This window comes from Curtobacterium sp. BRB10 (assembly GCF_031844325.1).
GTDB lineage: Bacteria > Actinomycetota > Actinomycetes > Actinomycetales > Microbacteriaceae > Curtobacterium > Curtobacterium poinsettiae_A.
The window spans coordinates 304,022-329,873 of sequence record NZ_JAUZVA010000003.1 but is presented as its reverse complement, the minus strand read 5'-3'; the positions used below and the strand labels follow the sequence as shown (position 1 = coordinate 329,873).

The window sequence follows — 25,852 nt, the reverse complement described above, 5'->3', positions numbered from 1 at the left end:
CGTGTCCGACAGCGGGGAACGTTCCGAACAGGCAACCCAGCAGCGGATGCGCGAGGTCCACGAGAAGGGCCAGATCGGTCGCTCGCAGGACCTCGGGGCATGGATCGGGATCGCCGTCGCGGCGCTCATGATCCCGGCCGCGATCGGCAACGCCGCGGCCGCCGGGCAGGACCAGCTCCTCGCCGTGCAGCGGGTCATCGAGGACCCGGAGCTCGGTGCCGTGCGGGCCCTGCTCGCCGACGCCCTCGGATCGATGGGGGCGACCCTCGGCCCGATGCTCGCGGTCGTCGCGGTCGCGGTGCTCGCCGCCGCCGTCACGCAGGGCGGGGTGCACTTCCGCAAGATGACGCCGCATCCCGACCACTTCGATCCAGTCGCCGGACTGAAGCGCGTTTTCGGCACCCAGGCGCTCTGGAACGGGGCGAAGGCGCTGCTGAAGACCGCCGTCGTCGGGCTCGTCCTGTGGTTCGCGGTGCAGGGACTCATGCCGGTGCTGATGACGAGCGGCTCGCTGCCGCTGTCGGCCGTGCTCGAGGCCGCCGCCGCCGGGTCGGGCACCCTGCTGCGCGCCGCGATCGTCGCCGGGCTCGTCCTCGCAGCACTCGACGTGTTCGTCGTGATCCGCCGCAACCGGAAGCGCACGATGATGACCAAGCGCGAGGTCAAGGACGAGAACAAGCGGAGCGACGGCGACCCGTTGGTGAAGTCGCAGCGCCGGTCCCGTCAGCTCGCGATGAGCCGCAACCGGATGATCCAGGCCATCGGCACCGCGGACGTCGTGATGACGAACCCCACCCACTACGCCGTCGCGATCAAGTACGAGCCCGGGAAGTCCGCGCCACGCGTGGTGGCGAAGGGGGCCGGCCCGGTCGCCGACGTCATCCGCTCCCGTGCCGAGGAGGAGCGGGTGCCGATCGTCCGCGACGTCCCGCTGACCCGGGCACTGCACGCCGCGTGCGAGCTCGGGCACGAGATCCCCGTCGACCTGTACACCCCGGTTGCCCGCGTCCTGTCCTTCGTGATGGCGCTCAAGGCCCGCGGCACCGCGGCCGGCACACACGCGCCGCCGCGACCGACCACACCGGACGAGGTCGCGAGCGTCATCGACCCCGCCACCCTGACCGGGGACCTCCGCCCCCGCAAGCTCCGCACACCGCGCATCGCCGAGAACCAGACCGAAGGACTCCCCGCATGAACCGCAAGGACCTGCCGAAGCTCGTCGTCCCGGTGTTCATCGTCGGCATCATCCTGCTGCTGATCCTGCCGGTGCCGTCCTTCCTGCTCGACTTCCTGATCATCATCAACATCCTGCTGGCACTGGTGATCCTGCTCACGACGCTGTTCGTGAAGAAGCCGCTCGACTTCTCGGTGTTCCCGTCCCTGCTGCTCGTCGCGACGCTGTTCCGGCTCGGCCTGAACGTGGCGTCCACCCGGCTGGTGCTCGGCGAGGGGTTCGCCGGTGACGTCATCCAGGCGTTCGGCCACGTCGCCGTCTCCGGGTCGATCATCATCGGCGCGGTCATCTTCCTGATCCTCATCGTCATCCAGTTCGTCGTGGTGACGAAGGGCGCCGAGCGCGTCGCCGAGGTCGGGGCACGCTTCACCCTCGACGCGATGCCGGGTAAGCAGATGGCGATCGACGCCGACCTGAACGCCGGGCTCATCACCGACGAGCAGGCGAAGGAGCGCCGCGCCGCGGTGTCCGCCGAGGCCGACTTCTACGGCGCGATGGACGGTGCGTCGAAGTTCGTCAAGGGCGACGCGATCGCCGGCATCCTCATCATCATCATCAACCTGGTCGGCGGCATCGCGATCGGCATGCTGCAGAACGGGCTGTCCGTCACCGACGCCCTGTCGAAGTACGGCATCCTGACGATCGGCGACGGCCTGGTCACGCAGATCCCCGCGCTGCTCATGGCGGTGTCGACCGGCATGATCGTCACCCGGTCCGGCGCGGAGTCCGAGATGGGTTCCTCGGCCGCGACGCAGCTGTCGCAGTCCCGGAACGCGCTGATGATCGCCGGTGTCGCCGCGATCGCGATGGGCTTCATCCCGGGCATGCCGATCCTGCCCTTCCTGCTCGTCGGTGCGACCCTGCTCGTCACGGGCTGGCGCATCGGCCGGAACGCCGCCCGGGCCGAGGCCGACGCCGCCCAGCAGCAGGCACTCGCGGCGGCTGCACCGACCGGCGACACCCCGGAGGACCTGCTCGAGCAGATGCGCGTGCACGCCCTCGAGATCCTGCTCGCGCCCGACCTCGTCGACATGGTGTCCGGCGCCTCCGACGACCTGCTCGGTCGGGTGCGTGCGCTCCGCCGCAAGATCGCGATCGACATGGGCATCGTCGTCCCGCCGGTGCGCACCCGCGACTCGATCGACCTGCCGCCGTCGACCTACGCCATCCGGATCGCCGGCGTCGAGGCAGGTCGGGGCACCGCGCCCGCCCGCAGCGTCCTGGCGCTCGGCGACCACCTGGACGGCCTTCCCGGCACCTCGACCGTCGAGCCGGTCTTCGGTCTGACCGGCAAGTGGGTGCCCGCCGAGCTCCGGCACGCCGCCGAGATGACCGGCGCGACCGTGATCGACCGGGTCTCGGTGCTCGTCACCCACCTGCAGGCGGTCATCGGCGACAACGCGGCACGCCTGCTCACCCGCGAGGACGTCAAGGTCCTGACCGAGGGCGTCAAGCAGGTCAACCCTGCCGCGGTCGAGGAACTCGTCCCCGGCATGCTCTCGATGGCCGAACTGCAGCGGGTGCTGCAGGGCCTGCTCGCCGAGCGCGTGCCGATCAACGACCTCGGACGGATCTGCGAGGCCCTCACGCTCCGCGCCAAGGTGTCGACCGACCCCGAGGGGCTCGTCGAGTCCGCCCGTGCGGCCCTCGGACCGGCCCTCGCCGCCCGGCACACCGACGCCGGCACCCTGCGTGTCATCATGATCGACCCGATGCTCGAGCAGTCGATGCTCGAGGGGCTCCGGCCGTCCGAGCAGGGCAGCCAGATCGTGCTCGACGCGCACCGCATCGAGCAGGTCCTGGGCTCCGTCCGCGACGCCGTCCGCTCCGTGGAGGACCAGGGGCTCTCCGCCGTCCTGGTCTGCGCCCCGCAGCTCCGACCGGCCGTGCACCGCATGGTCGCCGCCCAGTCGAACGGGCTCCCGGTGCTGTCGTACCAGGAAGCCACCGCCGCGGGCGCCACCATCGAGACCGTGGGAGTGGTCCGTGCCGCCGACCCGATTGCAGCGTAGCGGCGCCACGCTCGAGTCGGTCCGCGACGCGGTCCGGACCGAGTTCGGCGCGGGTGCGCGCATCGTCGCGGCCGAACGCGTGACCACGCCGGGCTTCGGCGGACTGTTCCGCAAGGCGCACGTCGAGGCGACCGTCGAGGTGCCGGAACCGGGGGACCAGCCCGTCGCCCGTGTGGCCATCGCCGACTCGCCCGTGCAGCGCGTCGGCATCGCCGCGCTGCTCGCCGACGCCGAGGCGGCCGAGGCACGCATCGCGGGCACCGACGGCACCGCGACGACGCGGGCCGACGCCTTCGCGTCGGTGCTCGACGGGTTCCAGGCGGACGGGATCACGCCGAGCGCCCCGCGCCCGGCGCGCTCGCGGTCCGATCCGGACGTGCCCGCCGGGGTCGACCCGCGCCTCCAGGCCGCCGTCGACGCGCAGACGGTGGTCGGCACGCGGGCGGCGGCCGTCGCGCAGCCGGTCGTCGAGACCCGGTCGGGAGGCCCGTCCCGCGTCCTCGACGCGCCATCGCCCGCACCGGTGGCCCGTTCCACCGCGCCGGCCGTCCGGTCCGCGGACGGTGACCTGGTGCTCCTGGTCGGGCGGCCGAACGACGTCGACGCGGCCGCCGGGCTCTTCGCGGTGCGGCACGCGCTCCGGCCGACGGACGCCGCCGACCGCCGTGCGGCGATCCTGGCGCGGGCCGACGGTGTCCGCGACGGTCACGCCGTGCTCGCCGTCGCCGCGTGGGACGACCGGGTGACCGGCGACGCGCTGCAGGCCGACCAGGTGTGGGTCGTGGTCGACGTCGGGCGGAAGCCCGCGGACTCGGCCGCGATGGTGGACGCGGTGGCCTCGAGGCTGCCCGTGGTCGGCGTCGTCGCGATCGGTGCGGGCGAGACCGCCACGCCCGGGTCGGTGGACCTGCTGGGGCTCCCCGTCGTGTCGCTAGGCTGAACGGGTGCTGGTACTCACGCGGAAGGTCGGCGAGCGGATCCTCGTCGGCGACGACATCGTCATCACGGTGCTCGACTCCCGGGGCGACGGCGTCCGGATCGGCATCGACGCCCCGCGCGGCGTGAAGATCCAACGCGAAGAGGTCGTGCGTGCGGTCGCCGAGGCGAACGCCGAGGCCGCCGCTGCCGGTGACGACGCCGAGGCGCAGCTGCGCGCGGCGCTCGGGGCACGTAGCGGGGCTGCCGCGGACGGCCCGACTCCGTCTGGACCGACCGAGTCCTAGCGGTCCGACGCAGCCACGCCCGTCACGGGCGCGGCTGCGCGTCCGTCACGGGCGGGGCTTCTTCTCCTGCTCGGGCAGCCGGCCCGCGGCGGCCTCGGTGGCGAACCAGGCGCGTGCCTCGTCCTGTCGGGCCTGCTCGGCACCGAGCGCGATCGGTGCGCGGACGTGACCGGGCTCGTACCCGAAGGTCTCGATCAGCTGCGGCACGATGGGCCGGACCCGGGCGACGAGCCGGTCGATGTACGCCGACACCGCACGGGCACGCTGCGCCGACAGACGGCCGTGCAGCAGGTACCAGTCCAGGTGCTGCTCGAGCAGGCCGAGCGCGAACAGGTCGCGCAGCCAGACGAGCACACGACGGGTGTCGCCCTCGGTCACCTCGTCGAGCGCCTCGGTGAAGGCGTCCCACTGCATGAGCTCGGCGTGCGCCTTCGACGCCTCGATGAGCTCGTGCTGCGAGCGGTTCAGCAGTCGGGCGGCGCGGGCTCGGTCCTTGCCGGCCGACGCCAGGCGCATGCCGATCTCGGCGACCATGGTGTCGACCCGACCGGCGAACAGCTCGCGCTGCGTGCGGGGGTCCTGCAGGTCGGCGACGCTCGCGGCCAGCGAGCCGCGGTCGGCCACGGTCTGGCCGAGGCGGCGGATCCCGGACGCGTCGGCCAGCTTCGACGCCGCGACGGCCGCCACGAACTTCGCGGTCGACGCCGGGTCCTTCGGGGCCTTCGCACGGAAGTCGGTCAGCAGGCGCTTGCCGACGAGCTGCAGCAGCACGGTGTTGTCGCCCTCGAACGTCACGTAGACGTCGAGGTCGGCGCGGAGCCCGGTCAGACGGTTCTCGGCGAGGAACCCGGCACCGCCGCAGGCCTCGCGGGCCTCCTGCAGGGTGTCGAGCGCCGACCAGGTCGACATCGACTTGAACGCCGCCGCCTGGGTCTCCAGGTCCTCCCGTCGCTCCGGGGTGTCCTCGCGCCCGCTGAAGACGTCGTCGAAGGTGCGCAGGAGCTTCTCGTGCGCGAACGACTGCGCGAACACCGTCGCCAGGCGCGGGATGAGACGGCGCTGGTGCCGGCCGTAGTCGAGCAGCACGCCCTCGGTGCCGTCACCGGTCGGGAACTGACGGCGCTGCATCGCGTACGTCAGGGCGATCTGCAGCGCGATCTTCTGCGCCACGACCGCGGCGCCGTCGAGCGAGACCCGGCCCTGCACCAGGGTGCCGAGCATCGTGAAGAACCGGCGGCCGGGCGAGGCGATCGGAGACGAGTAGGTGCCGTCCGCGGCGACGTCGCCGTAGCGGTTCAGCAGGTTCGTGCGCGGGACCCGGACGTGGTCGAACGCGAGCCGGCCGTTGTCGATGCCGTTCAGGCCGCCCTTCGGACCGTCGTCCTCACCGCTGACGCCGGGCAGGAACGCCCCGTCGGCGTCGCGGAGCGGGACGTAGAAGGCGTGCACGCCGTGGTCGACGCCCGCGGTCACGAGCTTCGCGAACACGACGGCGGCGTGGCCGTGCAGGGCCGCGTTGCCGATGTAGTCCTTCCAGGCACCGCGGAACGGCGTGTGGATCTCGAACTCCTCGGTCGCGGGGTCGTACGTGGCCGTCGTGGCGATGCTCTGCACGTCCGAGCCGTGGCCGGTCTCGGTCATCGCGAAGCAGCCGGGGACCTCGAACGAGACGATGCCCGGCAGGAACTCGCGGTGGTTCGCCTCGGTGCCCAGGTGGTGCACGGCGGACCCGAACAGTCCCCACTGCACCCCGGCCTTGATCTGCATCGACGGGTCGGCGGTGACGAGCTCCTCGAACGCCGCCAGGTTGCCGCCGTGGTTGCTCTGGCCACCGAACTCGGCTGGGTAGGGGCGCTGGATCGCCCCGGCGTCCACCAGGGTCAGGAGCTGCTCGAGCACGCGGGCCCGGTGCTCGGGGATCGGCTGGCCCTCGATCTTCTGCATCGCGGGATCGAGCGCGAGCCGCCGGGAGATCCGGCGGTCCTCGGCCCAGCGTCCGAGCAGGAGTTCCTGCACCAGCTCGACGTCGATGCGGACGTCGGTGTCCGTGCCGGCGGTCGGGGTGCCCGCTGCCGGGTCGCCGGCGGCGTCGGCGTTCGGCGCGTCGACGTCCGTCGCGGTGTCGTTGCCGCTGGCGGGGGTGGTGCGCTGGGCGGGTGCGGTGTCGACCATGGGCGGAGTCCTCCTGAACTGCGGTGTCCGTGTTGCACTGTCCACGCTAGACACCGGTGCCGACAGTGGCGGGAACGCCGTGCGGGCCGCACAAGCCCGTGTCGTCGGTGCCGTCACGAGGTCGTGGGAACCCTCCAAAGACCTGAGCCGTGTTCGACGATTCGGCGTGCGCACCCCGCCAGGGGCAGACTGGCCGCCATGTCACGTACCACCCCCGCGGACCGCGGAAGCCGTCCCGGACGCACCTTCTTCGGGCAACCGTTCGAGCTCTCGACACCGTTCGCCGTGGAGCTCTGGGAGCGGTTCTCGTTCTACGGCATGCAGGGCATCGTCCTCATCTACATGTACTACACGGTCACGCAGGGCGGCCTGGGGATCGACAAGGGCATCGCCACCGGCATCATGGGTGCCTACGGCGGCGCGGTCTACCTGTTCACGATCATCGGGGCGTGGATCGCCGACCGGCTGATCGGTGCGGACCGGACCCTGTTCGGCAGCGCGATCGTCGTGATGCTCGGGCACATCGCCCTCGCGCTCATCCCCGGGGTGGCCGGGGTCGGGGTCGGCCTCGTGCTCATCGCGCTCGGCTCCGGCGGACTCAAGGCCACCGCCACGACGATCGTCGGCGGCCTCTACAGCCGCGAGGACCCGCGCCGCGACGCCGGCTTCTCGCTCTACTACCTCGGCGTGAACCTCGGGGCGTTCTTCGGACCGCTGCTCACCGGGCTGCTGCAGAGCTCGCTCGGCTTCCACTGGGGCTTCGGTCTGGCCGCCGTCGGCATGGCCGCTGGTCTGGTGCAGTACGCGATCCGGCGGCGGAAGCTGCCCGAGGTCGTCCGCCAGGTGGCGAACCCCGTCGACCGCCGCCGCCTGCCGCTCATCGGTGCCGGCGTGGTCGTCGCGCTGGTCGTCATCGTCGTCGCCGTGCTGACCGGCCTGCTCACCGTCGGCAACCTGCCCACCGTCGTGGTGGCGGTCGTCGTGCTGGCCACCATCGGCTACTTCGTCGTGATCCTGTCGAGTGGCATCACCCGTGACGAGCGGTCGCGGGTCTTCGCGTTCATCCCGCTGTTCATCGGCAGCGCCGTGTTCTGGTCGCTCTACCAGCAGCAGTTCACCGTCGTGACGGTCTACTCCGACGAGCGCCTCGACCGCTCGCTGTTCGGCTGGGAGATGCCGGTCTCGTGGGTACAGTCGATCAACCCGGTCTTCATCATCGTGCTGTCCGGCGTCTTCGCGGCGCTGTGGACGAAGCTCGGCGACCGCCAGCCGTCCACCCCGACGAAGTTCGCGCTCGGCACCGGGATCATGGGGCTCGCGTTCCTGCTCTTCCTGCCGTTCACCGGCTCGGGCGAGAACGGCACGCCCCTGCTCGCGCTCGTCGTCATCCTGCTGGTCTTCACACTGGCGGAGCTGCTGCTCTCGCCCGTCGGCCAGTCCGTCGCCACGAAGCTCGCGCCGCCGAAGTTCCAGACGCAGATGGTCGCGCTGTTCTTCCTGTCGGTGTCGCTCGGCACCGCCGTCACCGGGGTGCTGTCCCGCTACTACGACCCGGCGAACGAGGCACCGTACTTCACGATCCTCGGCCTGGTCGCCGTCGTGGTGGGCGTGGTCCTGCTGCTCCTGGCCAAGCCGGTGCTGCGGCTCATGTGCGGCATCCGGTAACCTGGGCGGAGCCACACGCCGACGCAACCTAGGAGTCACCACCCATGCTCGAACTCATCGCAGGGATCATCATCGGCGTCGGCGTCCTCGGCGGCGTCGGGTGCTGCATGGCCGTCGCGGCCATGATGAAGAGCGGCTCCGAGGAGTACTGAGTCCCTGACCCGGACTACTCGCCGCTGTCGGTCGTGACCGGCACCAGCTGACGACTCAGGACGGTCGCGCGCTCGAAGGGGCCGCGGCCGTCCTTCGTGTACACGGGCTCCTCGAAGGCGACGGTCCACGTGCGCTGCGTCCCTCCGATCTGGCTGCCGCCTGGAGCCACGATCACCCCGATCGGCTCGTCGGCCCACTGCTCGCCACCCCGATCGGTGTCGACGACCTGCACGAGGGCCCCGATGCCGAGACCGGGACTGTCGTCGGGGCGGGTACTGGGGGAGCGGCGGCGTCCGAACACGCCACCACCGTAGCGGCGAGCGGTCATGGAACGTCTGTGCGGCACCTGTCGACGCGCTGACGGCCCGGCCGCCGGCTGGTCGGGACACCCCGCCTGCGGGCGTCGAGTGGTCGCGAACTGTCGGCGGCGGCGCCGCCAGGCGACGGTTCGTGACCCCTCGGCGAACTTGAGCGGGGTGTTGTGACCGGCGGGACGACGGCCGGGAGCCCCGTGGCGGGCCCGCACCGCGCCTCCAGGCCGCGGGCCGGGTGGTCGGGACACCCCGCCTGCGCGCGTCGAGTGGTCGCGAACTGTCGGCGGCGGCGCCGCCAGGCGACGCGTCGTGACCCCTCGGCGAACTTGAGCGGGGTGTTGCGACCGGCGAGACGACGGCCGGGAGGCCCGTGGCGGGCCCGCGCCGCGCCTCCAGGCCGCTGACCGGGTGGTCAGGACACCCCGCCTGCGGCGCGTCGGGTGGTCGCGAACTGTCGGCGGCGGCGCCGCCAGGCGACGGTTCGTGACCCCTCGGCGAACCTGAGCGGGGTGCCTCGACCAGCGGACACGCACGTCCAGCCGACACGCACGATCAGACCCGGCCGCGTCAGACGGCGGCCGGCTCCGCCCGGGCGATCTCAGTGATGGACGAGTGGCCCGTCTCGGGGTGCTTGCGCATCGACAGGAGTCGCTCCATCGACGGTTCGAGCGCCGTGACCTTGTCGAGCGGCGCACTCACGACGAGCTGGAACCCGAGCCGGAGCCACGCGGTGACCGCGCGGCCGGCGAACTCCGAGTCCGCCTTGATGAACGCCTCGTCGAGGAACACCGGCGCGAACCGGGGCCGGGGACGGGTCTCGTCGCCGAGCTGGTAGCGCAGCGCGGCACCGACGATGAACGCCACGAGTTCCTGCGTCTCACCACCGGACTTGTCGCCGAGCGACGAGTACACGCCGAGATCGTTGCCGTCGGTGTCGTACCGGACGGCGGTGATCTCCATGTGCCGGCGGACGTCGAGTACCGCGTCGCGCTGGGTGGTACGGCCCCGGGCGGCGTCCGGGTCGGGGCGGATGACCGCCATGAAGCGTCGGAGCCTGCGGAACCGGGTCTCGAGCACGTCGTCGGTCAGTTCGGTGTCGACCGACGCCGACAGGGCGCGGAGCTCGCGGCGGAAGGCGGTGACGTCCTCGCGCGTGACCCGACGGATCTGGATCTTCAGACGGTCCCGGTTGGCACCGAACGGCAGCTCCCGCAGGATCTCGTTCACCGGCTCGAGGCGCTCCTCGATCTCGACGACGGCGCGGTCGAAGGCGCCGGCGAGCGGGACGAGGTCCTCGCCGCTCCACTGCGACAGGCGTCGACGCCACTCGCTCCGACGTGCGTGCAGGCCGGTCGCCACGATCTGGTCGAGGATCGCGTGGTAATCGGGGTACGACGCGACACCGGTGCCGAGGTTCGGGTCGGGCCAGGCGTCCTGGTACCGCTGGAACGTCAGCGTCAACGAGGTCGAGGCCGCCGCGGCACCGTCGAGCGCCTGCGTGAGCCGCTCCTCGAGCCGGCGCTTCAGCCGTCGCGTGGCGTCGTCGAAGCCGTCGACGCCGTCCGGGGCGCCGATCTCCTCGAAGGTCTCCTCGAGCAGGCGGGCCTGCTGGTCGTCCGGCAGCGAACCGGGCGAGGACTCGAAGCGCTCCAGGATCTCGGCGGCGGCGTCCTGGCCGTCGACGAGCACCGCGTGGCGCTCCTCGAGCCGCTGGACGGACAGCCGCGCCGCGGAGCGACGGTCGGCCGCCTCGTCGAGGGACTTCCGGAGCCGGGCGACCGAGGCCCGCAGCGTCCGGAGGCCGTCGTCGGCGGCGAGCAGCGCCTGCCGTTCCTCGTCGAGCCGGGCCAGGGACGTGCCGAGCCCGTCGACGTCGATCGCGGCCCACGTGGCGTCGACCACGTGCTGGTGCGCGGCGCGGAGCACGTCGAGCGCCGTCAGGTCCTGCGCGACGTCGGTGCGGCGGGCCTCGAGCGTGGCGAGGTCCTGCGCGATCGAGGCGAGCTCCTGCTCGACCGCGGCGACGCGGGCCTCGTTCGTGAAGCCGATGACGTTCGACTGCCGGCGGTCACCGTGGGCGCCACGACGGCCGTCACGCAGCTGCCCGGACTCGGTGACCCGACGGCCACCACCGCCGAGGTCCGACGCCGAGGCGACACAGCGGGCGTCGGTGCGGTCGGACTCGATCCGCTCGCGCACCCAGGTGCTGAACGGCGACGGCTTGATGGCGAGCTTGCCGGAGACCATCGCCGGGTCGCCGTCGAGGTCCAGGTGCGGGCCGGTCGGCACACCCTCGAACTGCACGCGGACGGGCAGGTGCAGTGCGTCGATGGCCTCGCTGAAGTCGCCGAGGCGGTCCTGGTCGACGAGCAGCGTCCGGGCGACGGGCGCCAGGACGGACTCGATGGCCGTGCGCCAGCGCTCCTCGCCGGGCAGCACGTCGAGCAGTTCCGCCACGAAGGGCAGTTCGGTCGGGTCGATGCCGGCGGCGCGGGCCATCGCGAGCCGGGCCTCGTGCATCGGCAGCGGCATGGCGCCCTGCCGGTGCTCGAGCGACTGGCGCTCCTGCCGCAGGGACCGTTCGCGGTCGAGGAGCGGGTACTCCTCGCGGGTCAGGGCGTCGCGGCGGTCGTCCAACGACGAGCGTGCGTCCGCGTACGTGCCGAGGAAGTCGTGGGACGCCCGCTGCGCGCTGGTGAAGCCCGCTTCCGACGAGAGCGACGCCGACAGCCCGAGCACGGCGGTGCGCTCGTCGAAGGTGGCGCGGGTGCGGACCACCGCGTCGCGTTCACGGGTGAGCCGTTCGATGCGGTCCTCGAGCTGGGCGAGCGCGTTGCCGCCCTGGTCGCGGAGCCGGGCCTCGGCGTCGCGGAGCTCGATCTCGACGGCGGCGTGCCGGGCCTCGGCCGCGGCGACCTCGGCCCGCGATGCCGTGCGCTCCCGGGCGTTGCGCGCGACCTCGGCGTCGAGCAGGTCGCGCTTCCGAGAGGCCGTCCAGTGCGCGAACGGCGACACCTCGGCGCCGGTCGCGATGCCGTCCAGCGCCGCTGCGGCCTCGGTCGCGCGCGCGATCTCGTCGTGCAGGTCGGTGATGGGGGAGAGGATGCGGACCTTGCGCTCCTCGGTGTCCATCGCCTCGTACGCCTCGTCGAGGGCGGAGAAGTGCGCGAGTGCCCGGTCGGCCGCCTCGTACGTGCCGGGGGTCTCGAGCACGAGCGACTTGTACAGCGCGTCGACGGTCGGCAGGTGCTGGCCGGCCTGGATCCGGGCGAGCAGGCGCATCGCTCGGTTGCCGCCGCCGGAGTCGCCGATGCCGAGCCGGGTCTGCAGCGTGTAGGCGAGCTCCTGGTAGGTGTCGCGGATGACGAGCCCCGGCACCCGGCCGGTCAGCTCGAGGTGGTGGAACCGCGACGGCACGAACTCCTCGAGCCGGCGCAGGTCGAACGTGTCGTCGACCGTCGCCATGGTCATCTGGATGTCGCCGACCCCGCGGGCGCGCTTCGGCACGATGTACGCACGCAGCACCGTGAAGCGCCGCTCGTCGTCGTTCCGGAACGTGACCGCCGCAGCGCCCCAGGTGGTCTGGTCGTCGCCGCGCAGGTTCACGTCGCGCAGGCTGCCGGTCTCCGGGTCGCGACGGGTGTCGACCTTGCCGCGCAGGTACGTGAGCAGGTTGCGCTGGTCGGCGCTGCGCGCGCGCCCGGTGGTGGCGTCGTTCGAGGCGCCGTTGAACGGCACGTCGGACGGCATCATCACGGCCAGGTAGGCGTCCATCAGCGTGGACTTGCCCGTGCCCGAGGCGCCGGAGATGAGCGTCGCCGTGCCGGACAGCTCGACCTGCCGGTGGCCGTGGAACCCACCCCAGTTGACGACCTGCATCGACTCGGCGCGCCACTGCGCGACCGTGTCGAAGAGCGCCGGGATCTCGAACGTGTCATTCACGCTTCCGTCTCGCCTTCGTCGTCGGTGTCGGTCTCGGCTTCGCCGTCTGCCGGGAGGCGCGGGTCGTCCCCGTCGGTCGGCTCGCCGCCCGGGGCGGTCGCCTCACCCTGCGCGGTGGTGGTCCGCAACCAGGCGTCCAGTTCGAGCAGGCGCTCCAGGGGGAGCAGCACCTCGACGACGCTCGCCACCCGGAAGCGGTCCGGGTCGGAGGTGCGGATGAGGATGCGCGCGGTGACGAGGCGCTCGATGGCCTTGGCGACCCGGCCCTCGTCGCGGGTGCGGTCGGTCGCGGTCGCCGGACGGAAGCCCGCCACGTGCCCGAGGATCTCGGAGCGGTCCACGACGACCTGGTCCGGGCCCGGTCGGGCGTCGGCGCGCAGTCGCATCCGCAGGTAGACGAGGACGATCGTCTCCTCGCGGGTGTACGGCAGGTCGCGGAGCAGGGTCGGGAACGTGCGGCGCTGGCTCTCCGACCGGGCCTGGCGCTTCCAGGCGACCTCGCGGTCACGGTCGACGTGGAGCTCGAGGAACAGGTCGTTCAGGCGGGACCGCAGCTGGTACTCGGCGTCGAGGACCGCACGCCACTCGTCGGGGTGCGTGCGGGAGCTGACGTACGAGTGCCGCAGCAGGGCCACCAGTGCGCGGCGCTGGTGCTCGTCGAGCCGGCCCTCGTCGCCCTCGAAGAGGGCGAAGCTGGACTCGTCGCGCTCGTCGTCCTGCATCACGGATGCGGGGTCGTCGTAGGGGACCGTGTCGTCGACCGGTGCCGGCGTCGTGTCGCTCACCGTGCCTCCTGTGCGTTCTCGTCGTGTGTGTCGCCGACCGGACGGTGCTCGTCGTCGAGCGCAGCGGTGGGCATGTGGAAGGTGATCGTGGTGCCGTCGGGGCGGACCGTGCGGTGCTCGGCGACGTGGGCGGCCGACTCGAAGTCGTCGCGCCCCGTCAGCAGGTGTGCGAGGCCGAAGAGCTCGACCGGACGGCGCTGCTCGGGCGGCAGCCCGTGGAACGCGTCGACGCTGGAGTCGGCCTCGGCGAAGCGGAGCGCCGCGCGCAGCTCGGTCAGGAGTGGCCCGCCGTGCTTGCGGAGCATCTCGACGTCGAGGTCCTCGAAGACGTCGTCGTCGGGTTCCTCGATGGGCGGCGGCACGGACTCGGCGTCCGGGTCGTAGAAGCGCTCGCGCAGCGTGCCGACCTCGGCGGCCGCCGGCAGGAGCGGCAGCGGGATGCGGTCGCGCGCACCGCCCTGGTCCATCAGGGTGGCGAGGCCGCGGTTGATCGAGCGGAGCACCGCGTCGAGCTCGCGGTCGCGCACCACGTCGTGGGCGACGATCTGGTCGCGGAGTGTGGCGGTCAGCTGACGGCGCTGGGCGAGCACGTCCTCGATGCCCTGGCGCAGGATCGTCACCGTGTTGCGGAAGGCACGACGCTCGCCGGCGCCGAGGCCCTGCGCGAACGGGTGCGCCAGGATCGTCGCGATGTCGTCGCGGAGCCGCAGGAGCAGGGCGTCGTCGCGGAGGAGCTCGAAGGCGCCCTCGAAGGCACGGCCCTCGGGCGTCGCTTCCATCAGGTTGTCGGTGCGCGCCAGGTAGTCGTCGAGGATCTCGCCGATCGGGCGGACCTCTTGCCGGAAGTCCTCGACGATCGAGCGGTGCATCGTCGCGACCGCCTCTTCCACGCGCTTGAAGTCGCTCGGCAGCTGCCGGATCAGGTCGGAGATGTTCGTGTACCCGTCGCGCATCCGGTCGTCGTCGACGGCCACGACGTCGTCGCCGTGCTCCAGGCGTTCCCGTTCGGCCTGCAGTTCGGCGATCTGGGCGTCGATCCGGCGGATCTGCACGTCGGGGTCGGGCTCGGCGCGTGCCGCCCACCGGTGCACCGCGTCGACGATCATCGCCAGCCGGCTCTCGCTGATCAGGGCGCGGTCGGCCGACAGGGCGTCGACGAGGCTCAGCGCCTCGAGGGCGTGGCTCGTCAGGGAGTACTGCTCGTCGCCGTCGGGGGAGTTCGAGCGGACGAGCCACTGCGCCGCGACCCACTCGCGGCAGAGCGCGCGACCGTTCGGTCGGGCTTCATCGTCGCCCTCGTTCTGCTCGCTCGCGGGGACCCGCGCACCCGCGGCCTGCAGACGCGCGACGTGCTCCTCGACCTGCAGGTGCATGCGGTCGGCGGGGACGTACTGCACGTCTCGGTCGAACACCGTGCGGAAGACGGCGAGGACGGTGGCGCTGGTCGGCCGGGACATGAGCCGCAGGGTGGGACGGTCGAGGACCGCTCGGACCCGTGCGAACTCGAGGTCGACGTCGGTCATGCGCCCCTTCGTCCGATCGTGCTGGTGGTCCGGCCCGCGAGCGGCGGACCGGGGAGATGACAAGAGCCCGACGCTGCTGCGTCGGGCTCTTGTCAGTGGTGTGTTTCTTGCTGCGTGGGCGATACCAGACTCGAACTGATGACCTCTTCGGTGTGAACGAAGCGCGCTACCAACTGCGCCAATCGCCCCCTGCACTGTTCGTGCGGATCGATACTAGCGGAAGTCCGGCGGTGCATCGAACACATCGCGCGGCCCGGGTGTGGCGCGCTGCCGCCAGGGGGTGTCGAACCGCCCCGATCCGCATGAACTCGGGGGACACGCCCGGTGAACGGGGAGGATTTTGGCGGAAGTGCCCCGGTGCGTATAGAGTTTACGTCGTCGCCGCGACAGCGGAACGACAAGTGCGGATGTGGCGCAGTGGTAGCGCATCACCTTGCCAAGGTGAGGGTCGCGAGTTCGAATCTCGTCATCCGCTCGAGTGTGGGTCTTCTCGAAGGCCCGCGACTCACCAGAGGGTATCCCACCGTTCGGGTACTCACGGAGACGTGAACCTCGATGGTGGGGTGGCCGAGAGGCTAGGCAGCGGCCTGCAAAGCCGTCCACGCGGGTTCGAATCCCGTCCCCACCTCCAGATCCACCCTCCAAGACCTTGATGGACCCCGGTCCACGCAGGGACTTGGGCGATTGGCGCAGCGGTAGCGCGCTTCCCTGACACGGAAGAGGTCACTGGTTCGATCCCAGTATCGCCCACCACCACGAAGCCCCCGGCAGGACCATCAGGTCCGGCCGGGGGCTTCGTTCGTCCCCGGCTGCTGGCGTTCCCGGTCATTCCGGCCCGCGATGGTGCGTGGACGCCTGCGACGCTGCGGCCCGGGCCGCCGCGAGCGGTAGCGACGGGGCCCGGTGCCGACCGGAATGGTCCAGATCGAGCCGACCGGCCTCACCGCAGGGCGCGCGGTGTTCGCCGGCCCGCGTGTCGACCACGAGGAGCTGGTGGACCAGAGCGCGGTCGGCCAGGGTGGTCACGTGACCGCCCTGTCGACGACCACGCCCCCTCGGCTCGCTCCGCTGTACGCAGCGGGGTTCGTGACCGCCTTCGGGGCGAACGGCATCGCGGCGGCGGTCGGCGGCGAGCACCTCGAACTCGGCCTGACGCTCGCGTGGCTGGGGCTCTTCCTGGCGCTGTACGACGTCGCCGAACTTATCCTCAAGCCGGTCTTCGGTGCCCTGTCCGACCGCATCGGCCCACGACCGGTGATCGTCGGCGGACTCGTGGTGTTCGCGGCAGCTTCACTCATCGGCGTCTTCGGGACCGGTCCGTTCTGGCTCGGGCTCGCCCGTCTGCTGCAGGGTGCCGGAGCCTCCGCGTTCTCGCCGGCGTCGTCCGCCGCGGTCGCCCGCCTCGTGCCGGCGCACCGTCGCGGGACGTACTTCGGTCGGTACGGCTCGTGGAAGGGTCTCGGTTACGCCGGGGGGCCGGTCATCGGTGCAGTCGTGGTGCAGTTCGGCAGCACGCAGTGGCTCTTCGGGATCCTCGTCGTGATGGCCCTCGTGACGGCGTTCGCAGTGTTCGTCGCCGTCGAGCCGATCGTGCCACTGCCCCGGCAGCGGGCCACGCTCGCCGTCATGGTCCGAGCGGCCACGGACCGCCAGTTCCTGATCCCGGTCGTCGTCCTGGCTGTCGGCAGCGCTGCGATCGGCGCCCTGACCGGGATGCTCCCCGCGCTCGGCACCGAGGTCGGCATCCCGCTCCTGGTGTCGACGCTCGCGGTCGCCGTCCTCGCGGTGACGTCGTCGCTCGTGCAGCCCGTCGCCGGACGTCTGCACGACGCCGGGCGTCTCGGCACCGGGGTGGCGGGTGTGGCCGGGACGGCCGCGGTGGCCGCTGCGTTCCTGGTGGTCGCCGTCGCACCATCGGCGGTGGCCGTCTTCATCGCGGCCCTGCTCGCCGGAGCCGGTGTCGCCACGCTGACACCCGTCGCGTTCGCGCACCTCGCCGGCACGACTCCGCCGGATCGCCTCGGTCGCACCATGGGCTCAGCGGAACTCGGACGTGAGACCGGGGACGCCGTCGGACCGCTCGTCGTCGGTGGTGTCGGCAGCACGATCGGGCTGCCGTTCGGGTTCGCGGCGTTCGCGGTGGTGGCACTCGTCGGGACGCTCGTGGCATCGCGGTTGCCGTCCGGAGCCGGCCCCGATCAGGACCGATCGCAGGCCTGAGGTCATTCGCCCTGCAGCAACGCTCGGCAGTACCGTGGGCTCAGCGACGGCCGCGACGGCTCGTCCGACGAGGGGGCACCATGAGCATCCTGAGCATCCTGAGCATCCTGAGCATCCTGGCACGGGCACTGGGCTGGTTGCTCACGACCATCGCGAAGACGATGGGCGGGATGCGGGGCGCGAAGCCGTTCACCGATTCGCACGCGGCGCAGGTCCCGCCACGTCGCGAGGACTACCGCCCCTAGGGCCTCGCACCAGACCGCTGGTTGGATGGTTGCATGCCCAACGCCGGGCGTCGTTCCTCGCGCGGGAAGTACGGTCGAGCGCTGGGCAGGTAGCTGAGCACCGCCGCGACGACGATGCACACGGCATCGACGAGGCCCCAGTCCGCGCCGTCCGTGACGATCGTGACCACTGCGCTGCAGGCGGTCAGCCCGGCGATGATGGCCAGCCAGAGTCGCGCGTTGCCGGAGCCTCGTCCCATCCGCGTCGCCAGCCACACGAACAGTGCGGACGCGAGCAGCGGAGCCCCGCACCGTCGGGTGGGACCCGACGACCGGTGAACGCATCGTCGAGACGCCCCCTTCAGGCGACCGCGCCCGCTGACGCGTATCCTGTGGAACAGCCGGAGAACGTGCGTTCCCCGTTGTGGGGGTACCGCTGGCGACGGCTGGGTGGTTCCATTCATTGGTCGGCATCCCCGGATGCCGAGCAGCCACGGACCGTCTCGCGTCGCAGTGAAGGCGGTCACCCCTGGTTAGGGTGACCGCGAGGTGCCGGCGTGTCGATTCGGGTTCGACACGGCGGCGCCTCCCTCCCGCCGATGGACCGCTCGACCAGGAAGCAGCACGATGCGATCGCTCGTCTACACCAGCACCCAGACCCGTCCGATCACGGATTCCGAACTCGCCCAGATCCTCGCGGTCGGGCGCGAGAAGAACACCCGGCTCGGGGTCACGGGCATGCTCGCGCACCGCGACGACAACTGCATCGGGATCATCGAGGGCGAGGACGACGTCGTCCGGCAGCGCTTCGAGCAGGTCCGAGCCGATCCGCGGCACACCAACGTCCGGGTGCTGCTCGACGAGCCGATCACCCAGCGCTCGTTCCCCGACTGGTCGATGGCCTTCCAGTCCCTCGACCCGCTCATGCACGACGTCCCGGGGTTCAGCGACCTGTTCAGCGCCGGCCGTCCGACCGACCCGGCGTTCGGTGCGTCGCGCGCGCGTGCCCTGCTGGACTGGTTCCGGAAGCACCCGCTGGCCCCGCTGACGAACCAGAACGCCGTGGATGAAGAGGTTCCGCGCACCCGAGCGATCAACGGTGCGATCGCGGTCATCCACGACGGAGGACTGTCCCGGTTCTCGCTCGACAGCGTCGCGTCCCGGTCGGGGATGCGACCCGCAGAGATCCTCGAGCTCTTCCCGTCCGAACCCGCGTTGCTGGCCGCCGCCGTGATGCGGTGGACCCGCGCCGTGTCGGCCCCGCTGCTGCCGCTCGCGGGCGAGAAGGGCACCGTCGCGTTCCTGCACGCGCTGCTCTCCGCACACGCTGAGGACCCGGCGCTCATGCGTCTGATCGCCGCGACGCTCGCCATCTCGACCGACCCGTCGACGGACGGCGCCGACTACTACCGGTCCGCGTACGGGCAGTTCCGGGAGACCGTGCGGACAGCACTGCGGGAGGACGTCCGTGCCGGGCGCGAGCCGGCCACGATGGACCCGATCCGCGGTGCGCAGCAGCTCCTCGCCCTCTACGACGGGCTCCGTCTGCAGGCGCTCCTCACCACGGACACCGACGTCGTCGACGCGTTCGACCGCGCCGCCGCCCGTATGCGCCGCGGGTGGTCCGAGCAGTACGAGGAGACCACCGTGTGGGACATCTCCGCGCCGGCCGTGGACTGACGCTTCAGCGAACCAGGCGGACGGTCCGCGGGATGGGGCCGAACGCCGACTCGGCCCCGTCGGGTGCGAACCCGTTGCGCCGGTAGAAGGCGTGCGCACGCGGGTTGTCCGCAGCCACCCACAGCGACGCCGGACGATCGGCGAGCACGGCGTCGAGGAGCGCCTGGGCGGCTCCGGTCCCGTGCGCACGGGCCAGGACGTAGAGCGTCGTCAGCTCCTCGGGGCGGACGGCATCCGGCTCCGGAGTCGACTGCGCTGCGGCGAACCCCACGAGTCCGGTGCGGTCCAGGGCGACGCGGACGCTCCCTCGGACACCAGGGCTCGCGAGCGTCGACCGCCACATGTCGACCCGGCGACCCGCGTCGAACCACGGGCTCGCGTCCGGGTCGTCGACGAACCGTCCGTAGGTCTCCCGCCACGACACCGTGTGCAGGTGGGCGATCGCATCCGCATCGGCGCGCGTCGCCGGCCGGATCAGCGTCGTGACGTCATCCTCGTTGCCCACACGGTCAGGGTAGCGATCGGCCGCTGGCGCTCAGAGCCGGAGGTCGAGGTCGAGGACCCCCGCGCCGCCGAGGAACAGCGGCACGATGATCCCGAACAGGGTCAGCGTCGCCCCGATCAGGATCGCCGCGAACGCGATCCCGTCGCCCCGGTCTCCGGTCAGTCGGACGTCGCGCCGCGCGAGGAACCCGACGACGAGCCCACCGATCGGTGCCACGAACGCGAGGGCGATCGCCACCACCGCGAGCAGGCTCAGCGGTGCAACCGCTGTGGTCGTCGCCGGGGCCGTAGCGGGAGTGGCGGCTGGTGCGGTGTGGGTCACGTCGGTGGTCCGTTCAGGGAGGCGAGGAAAGCCCGGTGGGCCGGGCCCGATGCCCAGCGTACGGCGAGGAGGACCGGCTGGGCAGTACCCCGTCGTGGTGGTGTTCCCCGCGGTGTCGGTCGGCGCCGCTAGCGTCCGTCACATGCGCCCGATCCGCCTCCAGGTGTCCGATGCCGATCTCGACGACCTGCACGCCCGTCTGCAGCGGGCGAGCGTTCCGGGACTCATCAGCGATGCGGCAGCCGGCAGCGCGCTGTCGATGGAGCGCCTGGCCGGCTTGCTCGAGCACTGGCGGACCGCGTTCGACTGGCGTCGCGCCGAGGACGAGCTGGCTACCGTGCCGCAGTTCCAGGCGGAGGTCGACGGGCAGCAGCTGCACTTCGCCCGGCTGACGGCGGCTGGGGACCCGACGGTGCACATCCCGGTGATCGCGTTCCACGGCTGGCCGTACTCGTTCGTCGAGATGCTCCCGTTCGCCCGTGCGCTCTCCGGACGCATCGTCCGGCTCGCTGACGGCCGGACCGCGGGGTTCGACGTCGTCGTCCCGTCGCTGCCCGGTTTCGGCGCCTCGGCTCCGCTTGCGGGACGCCCGTTCACAGGCCCCGTGGTCGCCGAGCTGATGCACGCGCTCATGACGGAGGTGCTCGACCACGACCGGCGTGACCTACGGGGAGGACGTCGGGTCGACGACGAGCGACTGGCTGGCCGCGCTGCACCCGGACTCGGTGATCGGGCTCTTCGCGACCCATGCCGCGTTCCCGCCGCCGTCACGCGCACAGGACCTGACGGACGAGGAAGCCGGATGGCTGCGGCAGCACGACGCCGAGTGGGCGAGTGCGCTGGGCTACGCGAAGGTGCAGGCGACCCGGCCGGAGGTCCTGGCAGCGGCCCTGATGGACTCGCCGCTCGGCCTGGCCGCGTGGATCACCGAGAAACTGCTCGCCTGGTCCGGCGAGGGATCGTGGTGGACCGACGACGAGCTGCTGCGCACCGTCTCGCTCTACTGGTTCACCCGGAGCACGGGGTCGTCCTTCCGGCCGTACCTCGACCACCCGCGGCAGCCGGAACTTCCGATCGTCGAGGTGCCCGTCGCGGTTGCCGTGCAGACCGGCGAGCGCGGGTTGCCCCGGTCGTACGGGGAGCGCACGTACCGCGACGTCCGGAGCTGGCACGACCTCGACCAAGGTGGCCACTTCACCGCGTGGCAGGTCCCGCGCACGCTCGCCGACGAGGTCGCCGCCTTCGCGACCGCGATCGGAGCAGCGGCGCCGGTCGGACCGGGCGCGGCGGTCGGCCCCGCTCAGGTGGGCGGTCGCAGCGCGCCCTCGACGTAACGCACGAGCGCATCCCGCCGCCGGTCGTGCTCGGCAGGGGAGTCCTCCGCCGTCGCGACCACGGTGATGGACCCCTGGGCCCAGGTCGCCGCGCTGGCGATGAGCAGTGCCCAGAGGTCGACCGGATCGAGGTCGTCTCGCACACGTCCGGCGCGCTGTTCGGCCGCGATCTCCCGCAGGTGCTGCTCGTCGTGCTCCTCGAACCCCGGGTACAGGTACCCGGCGCCGTCCTGCTCGAGGCGCTTCCACATGAGGAGTCGCACGAGCGCCGGGTCGGCCAGGTAGTCGTCGTACAACCGGGCCGCGTACCCGGGCAGGTCGGCGGCGTCGAAGGGCACGCGGTCGCCGTTGCCGAGGACGTGGGCGCGGAAGACGGCGTCGAAGAGCGTGCTCTTGGCGCCGAAGTACGTGTAGATCATCGGCTTGCTCATGCCGGAACGCTCGGCGATGCGGTCGACCCGCGCGCCGGCGATGCCGTGCGCCGCGAACTCGGTGGTGGCCGCGTCGAGGATGCGTGCGCGGGTGTCGTCTGCGGTGCTCACACGATCGATCCTAGGCGTCTACCAACTAGTAGGTAGTATCGAGTCCATGCTCACCACCGCACTCGTGTCCGACTCGCTCCACGATCCCCTCCACCCGGCCCCGCTCCTCCGACGCGACCTCCGTCCCGACGACGTCGACGTCCGCGTGACGTTCTGCGGGGTCTGCCACAGCGACCTGCACGCCCTCGCCACGCCACCGGAGCAGGGCGGCACCTTCCCGCTCGTGCCGGGCCACGAGTTCGTCGGCGAGGTCGTCGCCGTCGGCGCGGCGGTCACCGGCTTCCGCACCGGGGACCCCGTCGCGGTCGGCAACATCGTCGACTCGTGCGGCACCTGCGCGATGTGCCGCCGAGGCCAGGAGAACTTCTGCGTCGAGTTCCCGACGCTGACGTACGCGGGGCGCGACCGTGTCGACGGTTCCGTCACAGCCGGTGCCTGGGCGGGTCGGTACGTCGTGCGTGACCGGTTCGTGTACCACCGTCCGGCCGCGCTGGACCCGGCGTCCGTGGCACCCCTGATGTGCGCCGGCATCACGGTCTGGGAACCGATGCGTTCCGTCGGGGTCGGCCCGGGGACCCGCCTCGGCGTGATCGGGATCGGCGGTCTGGGGCACCTCGCGGTCCGGCTCGCGCGAGCGCTCGGCGCCGAGGTCACCGCGTTCACCACGACGCCGGCCAAGGCCGCGGACGCCGAGCGGCTCGGGGCCGACCACGTCGTGGTGTCGACCGACGCTGCGGCGATGCACGCCGCACGCGGCTCCCTCGACGTCGTGCTCGACACCGTCGCCGTGGAACACGACCTGGGCCCGTACCTCGGGGTGCTCGACCTCGACGGCACGCTCTTCAGCCTCGGACACCTCGGCCCGGTGACGATCGCGACGACCGACCTGCTGATCGGGCGCAAGCGCCTCGCGTCGGCGGGCAGCGGCGGCCACCACTGGACCCAGGACCTGCTCGACTTCTGCGGCGAGCACGGCATCGTCGCGGACGTCGAGGTCCTGCCCGCCGCCGCCGTCGCCACGGCCGTCGAACGCCTGGCGCGCGGTGACGTGCGCTACCGCTTCGTGCTCGACCTGCGCGACCTCGACGCGCCCGAGTCGGCCTGACCCCGGTGGCGAGCGGAGGTCCCGCACCTCGTCGAGGGTGATGCCGAGCCCCGCGTCGGCTCGGCGACGAGGACGAGGACCGCTCCCTGCTGCGTCCGCCGCCGACGACCCGTCAGTACGACGTGCGACCGGTGGCCGCTTCGCCGAGCACCGCGGCCGCGCCGTGGGCGAGCAGGGTCCCGTCGGTGACGACGGCGACGCGGTCGAACCCGAGTGCGCGGAGCCGTTCGGCGCGGTCCAGGTCACCGGCGAAGGCGCCGGTGTGCTTGCCCGCGCGGCGGGCTGCGGCGACGATCGCGGGGAGTGCGGCCGGGCGGTGCTGGCCGTCGGCGAGGTCGTCGGCAGCTACGGCTCCGTCGTCGGCTGCGAGCAGTGCGTCCAGCTCGATGCCCAGTCCGATCGACAGGTCGAAGGGACCGACGAACACCGCCGTGACGCCCGGGATCGCCAGGATCTGCTCAGCGGCACGGAGGCCTTCGGGTGTCTCGAGCATCACCCACACCTCGGGGTCGGCAGCGGCGGCGGACGGTGCCGCACCGCCCCAGAGTCCCGCCATCGGCCCCCAGCTCCGTCGGCCCCGCGGCGGGTAGTGCGCGGCACGGACGGCGTGCTCGGCCTGCTCGACGGTTTCGATCATCGGGACGATCACGATGTCGGCGCCGAGGTCGAGCGCACGGCCGATGGCGGCGTCCGAGCCCTCGGCGACCCGGACGGCCACGGGGACCTGCCGTGCGACCGCGGCGAGCGCCGGCATCGTCGCCAGGAGTGTGGCGTCGTCGAAGGCGCCGTGCTGGGCGTCGAGACCGAGCCAGGCGAACCCGTTCTGCGCGATCTGGGCGGTGGTTCGGGGTTCGCCGAGCGTGCACCACACGCCGTCGGCGCGGCCGTCTCCGAGTGCGGGCATCGTGGTCCTCCGTCTGCTCGTGGTCCACCGGTCAGCGTACCGAGGTGCCGCGGCACGGCTCGTGGCACCGGTACCGTTGCGTCCGTGAACGACGACCCCGATGCCGCCATCGCCCAGCACGTCCACGACGCCTGGGACGGTTCCCTGCGCCTGGTGCACATCACGATCTCGGACGAGGACGGTGACGCCTACCCCGGGCAGGACGTCGACCGCTGGGTGATCGACGTCCGCGTCCCGATCACCGACGACGACGAGACCGAGGCGGTCTCCGTCGCCGAGGTCACCGCGTTCAGCAGCCGTGCGCCGGAGTCGCTCGAGGCGCTGGTGCTCGGCTACCAGGTCTCCGACGTCGCCGGGTCCTTCGCGTCCGCCGTCGCCGCGCAGGACGCGACGGGGGAGACGTTCTTCTCGCTGCAGACCCACGCCGCCGAGATGCTCGGCAAGCCCGACCTGCTCGCCGTCGACCGGCTCACGGTCCGTCCCGCGTACCGGGGGCTGCCCGGACTGCTGCCCGCGATCGTCGACGCCGTCCGCCGCGGTCCTGCCGGTCGCACCGCATCGTGGGTGCTCGCGGACCCGACGGCGTGGGACGTGCCGTTCGGCGAGGACGACCGGTCCGCCGGCGCGTTCGTGCAGTGGGCCGACACCGCGGTGCTCACCTCGATGAACGCCGCGCCGGACGACCTGGAACGCCTGTCGCTCGCGCCGCCGACAGGTGGCATCGTGATGGGGTCCCGGTCGGACGAGGTGCACCTCGGCGACGCGATCGACCACGCGATGACACAGCCGGCGATCGCGGTGCCGTTCGACCTGCCGCCGAAGCTCCCCGCCAGCATCTGGGCCGCCGCGCCCGAGGACGTCCACGGCGTGCACGCGGACGAGACCACCGGGTCGATCACGGTCGAGACGCACGACGAACAGCTCGAGGTCGTCGGTTCGCCCGGTACCGCACCGCAGCTCGTGGGGATCTCGGCCTCGGCCGACGCCGCGACCCAGGAGTGGCTCCGCACCGTGCACCAGCGCTGGTGGCAGTACGAGCCGGACCTGCACGCCCGCATCCACGACGTCGTCGACGAGTACCTGTCCACCGGGCACATCGAATCGGCGTCGGACGAGCTCGCCGGGCACCTGCACGCACCCGACCTGCCGCCGTACCGGACGGAGTGGCCGGGCACCGGCACCGTCCTGCTCGAGGAACTCGGCGAGGACACCGAGCCCATCGTCTTCGACGCCGTGCTCGAGGACGGCAGCCGGCACGAGCACATCGGCGTGGTCGTCGTGCACGAGTCCGGACACGTCCGCGCGTTCCTGCACGACGAGTGGGAGCCCGGGTTCCCGGCTGCGGAGGCCGCGGTCGCGCACCTCATCAGCCTCGGTGCCGGCGAGTTCTTCGCGGACGCCCTGCACGACGAGCTGTCAGCGGGTGTCGAGCACGCGATCCTGACGGGTGACGTCCGCGGTCACTGACTGGGCCGCCCTGGGTCGGCTCAGACCGGGCGGTAGATCGCGATCGGCGGGGTGTCGTCGTCGCCCGCGTCGTGGGCGTCGCCCGTCGCGAGCCAGGTGCGACCCTCGTGCTCGATCGTGGTCGGCAGGTCGCCGTGCACCAGGATCCGGATCGCGGGGGCGTCACCGTCGACCAGGTCGACGCCGTGGGCCTCGGTCCCGCCGGGATTGTCGTGCACGTAGCTCATGGTCCGATCGAACTCCGTCGACCTGACGGACCGCCCGCGCCGCGCCGGACACGCCCGGAACAGGACCGGAACCGCTGATGCCGCCCGTCATCGGGTAGAGTCATCCCCGCACGGCCAGCACGGCGTGCGAATGCGGATGTGGCGCAGTGGTAGCGCATCACCTTGCCAAGGTGAGGGTCGCGAGTTCGAATCTCGTCATCCGCTCGGGTCTGACACGACCGAGAGCGAGAACCAAACAGCACCGGAACCCCCGGTCGTTCACCAGAGCGACCGGGGGTTCTGTCGTGTCTGGTGGGGGCC

At 72.0% G+C, this 25,852-nt stretch carries 22 protein-coding genes, 5 tRNA genes and 1 pseudogene; 16 read left to right on the top strand and 12 right to left on the bottom strand.

Annotated elements, in window-relative coordinates; all coding sequences use genetic code 11:
* Window position 1 precedes the first annotated feature (1 nt).
* From Q9R26_RS08345 to csrA, 4 genes are read left to right on the top strand one after another with little or no spacing between them, the layout of a single operon-like run.
* Entirely contained in the window at window positions 2–1,195 is a 1,194-nt protein-coding gene (locus Q9R26_RS08345) for an EscU/YscU/HrcU family type III secretion system export apparatus switch protein (RefSeq protein WP_311226999.1), read from the top strand.
* The gene (locus Q9R26_RS08340) at window positions 1,192–3,246 is read left to right on the top strand and encodes a flagellar biosynthesis protein FlhA (RefSeq protein WP_209134477.1); all 2,055 of its coding nucleotides are present in this window, start codon (window positions 1,192–1,194) and stop codon (window positions 3,244–3,246) included. Before Q9R26_RS08345 ends, Q9R26_RS08340 begins: the two co-directional genes overlap by 4 nt.
* Complete coding sequence (locus tag Q9R26_RS08335) at window positions 3,221–4,186, top strand: hypothetical protein (RefSeq protein ID WP_311226998.1); 966 nt, start codon at window positions 3,221–3,223, stop codon at window positions 4,184–4,186. The genes Q9R26_RS08340 and Q9R26_RS08335 overlap by 26 nt, the downstream gene beginning before the upstream one ends.
* 4 nt (window positions 4,187–4,190) lie before the next feature.
* Window positions 4,191–4,469, top strand: coding sequence for a carbon storage regulator CsrA (gene csrA / locus Q9R26_RS08330; protein ID WP_311226997.1), 279 nt, complete (start codon window positions 4,191–4,193; stop codon window positions 4,467–4,469).
* A 45-nt stretch (window positions 4,470–4,514) separates the two neighbouring features.
* On the opposite strand, the gene Q9R26_RS08325 is transcribed toward csrA, so the two are convergent.
* Window positions 4,515–6,641, bottom strand: a complete 2,127-nt coding sequence (locus tag Q9R26_RS08325; RefSeq protein ID WP_311226996.1) for an acyl-CoA dehydrogenase — start codon at window positions 6,639–6,641, stop codon at window positions 4,515–4,517.
* Window positions 6,642–6,839: 198 nt separating this feature from the next.
* Here Q9R26_RS08325 and Q9R26_RS08320 point away from each other — a divergent pair, with 198 nt between their 5' ends.
* The gene (locus Q9R26_RS08320) at window positions 6,840–8,306 is read left to right on the top strand and encodes an oligopeptide:H+ symporter (RefSeq protein WP_311226995.1); all 1,467 of its coding nucleotides are present in this window, start codon (window positions 6,840–6,842) and stop codon (window positions 8,304–8,306) included.
* A gap of 166 nt (window positions 8,307–8,472) precedes the next feature.
* On the opposite strand, the gene Q9R26_RS08315 is transcribed toward Q9R26_RS08320, so the two are convergent.
* From Q9R26_RS08315 to Q9R26_RS08295, 5 genes are all read right to left on the bottom strand, one after another.
* Entirely contained in the window at window positions 8,473–8,787 is a 315-nt protein-coding gene (locus Q9R26_RS08315) for a hypothetical protein (protein WP_209134471.1), read from the bottom strand.
* 553 nt (window positions 8,788–9,340) lie between these two features.
* Window positions 9,341–12,715, bottom strand: a complete 3,375-nt coding sequence (locus Q9R26_RS08310; protein WP_311226994.1) for an SbcC/MukB-like Walker B domain-containing protein — start codon at window positions 12,713–12,715, stop codon at window positions 9,341–9,343.
* Entirely contained in the window at window positions 12,712–13,500 is a 789-nt protein-coding gene (locus Q9R26_RS08305; protein WP_311226993.1) for a DUF4194 domain-containing protein, read from the bottom strand. Before Q9R26_RS08305 ends, Q9R26_RS08310 begins: the two co-directional genes overlap by 4 nt.
* A complete protein-coding gene (locus tag Q9R26_RS08300) occupies window positions 13,497–15,023 on the bottom strand; it encodes a DUF3375 family protein (RefSeq protein WP_311226992.1) in 1,527 nt (508 codons plus the stop codon). Before Q9R26_RS08300 ends, Q9R26_RS08305 begins: the two co-directional genes overlap by 4 nt.
* Window positions 15,024–15,138: 115 nt before the next feature.
* A tRNA-Val gene (locus Q9R26_RS08295) sits at window positions 15,139–15,211 on the bottom strand.
* A 215-nt stretch (window positions 15,212–15,426) separates the two neighbouring features.
* Between Q9R26_RS08295 and Q9R26_RS08290 the strand changes: the two genes are divergently transcribed.
* The 5 genes from Q9R26_RS08290 to Q9R26_RS08270 all read left to right on the top strand — a co-directional run bounded on the left by Q9R26_RS08290 (window position 15,427) and on the right by Q9R26_RS08270 (window position 17,488).
* Window positions 15,427–15,498, top strand: a tRNA-Gly gene (locus tag Q9R26_RS08290).
* 82 nt (window positions 15,499–15,580) lie between these two features.
* Window positions 15,581–15,654: transfer RNA gene (locus Q9R26_RS08285), tRNA-Cys, on the top strand.
* Between the two features lie 47 nt (window positions 15,655–15,701).
* A tRNA-Val gene (locus tag Q9R26_RS08280) sits at window positions 15,702–15,776 on the top strand.
* Window positions 15,777–15,926: 150 nt separating this feature from the next.
* The gene (locus Q9R26_RS08275) at window positions 15,927–17,243 is read left to right on the top strand and encodes an MFS transporter (protein WP_311226991.1); all 1,317 of its coding nucleotides are present in this window, start codon (window positions 15,927–15,929) and stop codon (window positions 17,241–17,243) included.
* A gap of 80 nt (window positions 17,244–17,323) precedes the next feature.
* Window positions 17,324–17,488, top strand: coding sequence for a hypothetical protein (locus Q9R26_RS08270; RefSeq protein ID WP_311226990.1), 165 nt, complete (start codon window positions 17,324–17,326; stop codon window positions 17,486–17,488).
* Here Q9R26_RS08270 and Q9R26_RS08265 read toward each other — a convergent pair.
* The gene (locus Q9R26_RS08265; RefSeq protein WP_311226989.1) at window positions 17,485–17,727 is read right to left on the bottom strand and encodes a hypothetical protein; all 243 of its coding nucleotides are present in this window, start codon (window positions 17,725–17,727) and stop codon (window positions 17,485–17,487) included. The genes Q9R26_RS08270 and Q9R26_RS08265 overlap by 4 nt on opposite strands.
* A gap of 367 nt (window positions 17,728–18,094) precedes the next feature.
* Here Q9R26_RS08265 and Q9R26_RS08260 point away from each other — a divergent pair, with 367 nt between their 5' ends.
* Window positions 18,095–19,147, top strand: a complete 1,053-nt coding sequence (locus Q9R26_RS08260; protein WP_209134462.1) for a BLUF domain-containing protein — start codon at window positions 18,095–18,097, stop codon at window positions 19,145–19,147.
* Between the two features lie 4 nt (window positions 19,148–19,151).
* Here Q9R26_RS08260 and Q9R26_RS08255 read toward each other — a convergent pair whose 3' ends face one another.
* Window positions 19,152–19,652, bottom strand: coding sequence for a GNAT family N-acetyltransferase (locus tag Q9R26_RS08255; RefSeq protein WP_259577795.1), 501 nt, complete (start codon window positions 19,650–19,652; stop codon window positions 19,152–19,154).
* Window positions 19,653–19,682: 30 nt separating this feature from the next.
* A complete protein-coding gene (locus Q9R26_RS08250; RefSeq protein ID WP_209134460.1) occupies window positions 19,683–19,973 on the bottom strand; it encodes a hypothetical protein in 291 nt (96 codons plus the stop codon).
* Between the two features lie 49 nt (window positions 19,974–20,022).
* On the opposite strand from Q9R26_RS08250, the pseudogene Q9R26_RS18600 reads away from it, so the two are divergent.
* Together Q9R26_RS18600 and Q9R26_RS08240 are read left to right on the top strand one after the other, a co-directional pair.
* Window positions 20,023–20,379 (top strand): annotated as a pseudogene (locus Q9R26_RS18600) (epoxide hydrolase N-terminal domain-containing protein); the annotation flags it as partial.
* Between the two features lie 253 nt (window positions 20,380–20,632).
* Complete coding sequence (locus Q9R26_RS08240; protein WP_311226987.1) at window positions 20,633–21,307, top strand: hypothetical protein; 675 nt, start codon at window positions 20,633–20,635, stop codon at window positions 21,305–21,307.
* Here Q9R26_RS08240 and Q9R26_RS08235 read toward each other — a convergent pair.
* Window positions 21,274–21,849: a TetR family transcriptional regulator gene (locus Q9R26_RS08235; protein ID WP_262138090.1), complete on the bottom strand. Its 576-nt coding sequence runs from the start codon at window positions 21,847–21,849 to the stop codon at window positions 21,274–21,276. The two genes, Q9R26_RS08240 and Q9R26_RS08235, sit on opposite strands and share 34 nt — an antisense overlap.
* 46 nt (window positions 21,850–21,895) lie before the next feature.
* Here Q9R26_RS08235 and Q9R26_RS08230 point away from each other — a divergent pair, with 46 nt between their 5' ends.
* Window positions 21,896–22,954 carry an NAD(P)-dependent alcohol dehydrogenase gene (locus Q9R26_RS08230; protein WP_311226986.1) on the top strand — a complete coding sequence of 353 codons (1,059 nt, stop codon included), beginning with the start codon at window positions 21,896–21,898 and terminating at the stop codon, window positions 22,952–22,954.
* A 112-nt stretch (window positions 22,955–23,066) separates the two neighbouring features.
* On the opposite strand, the gene Q9R26_RS08225 is transcribed toward Q9R26_RS08230, so the two are convergent.
* On the bottom strand, window positions 23,067–23,858 hold the full coding sequence (locus Q9R26_RS08225; protein WP_311226985.1) for an aldolase/citrate lyase family protein: 792 nt from the start codon (window positions 23,856–23,858) through the stop codon (window positions 23,067–23,069).
* Between the two features lie 84 nt (window positions 23,859–23,942).
* Between Q9R26_RS08225 and Q9R26_RS08220 the strand changes: the two genes are divergently transcribed.
* Window positions 23,943–25,325 carry a hypothetical protein gene (locus Q9R26_RS08220; protein ID WP_311226984.1) on the top strand — a complete coding sequence of 461 codons (1,383 nt, stop codon included), beginning with the start codon at window positions 23,943–23,945 and terminating at the stop codon, window positions 25,323–25,325.
* Window positions 25,326–25,345: 20 nt separating this feature from the next.
* On the opposite strand, the gene Q9R26_RS08215 is transcribed toward Q9R26_RS08220, so the two are convergent.
* Window positions 25,346–25,552, bottom strand: a complete 207-nt coding sequence (locus tag Q9R26_RS08215) for a hypothetical protein (RefSeq protein ID WP_027465565.1) — start codon at window positions 25,550–25,552, stop codon at window positions 25,346–25,348.
* A 132-nt stretch (window positions 25,553–25,684) separates the two neighbouring features.
* Between Q9R26_RS08215 and Q9R26_RS08210 the strand changes: the two genes are divergently transcribed.
* A tRNA-Gly gene (locus tag Q9R26_RS08210) sits at window positions 25,685–25,756 on the top strand.
* Window positions 25,757–25,852 lie beyond the last annotated feature (96 nt).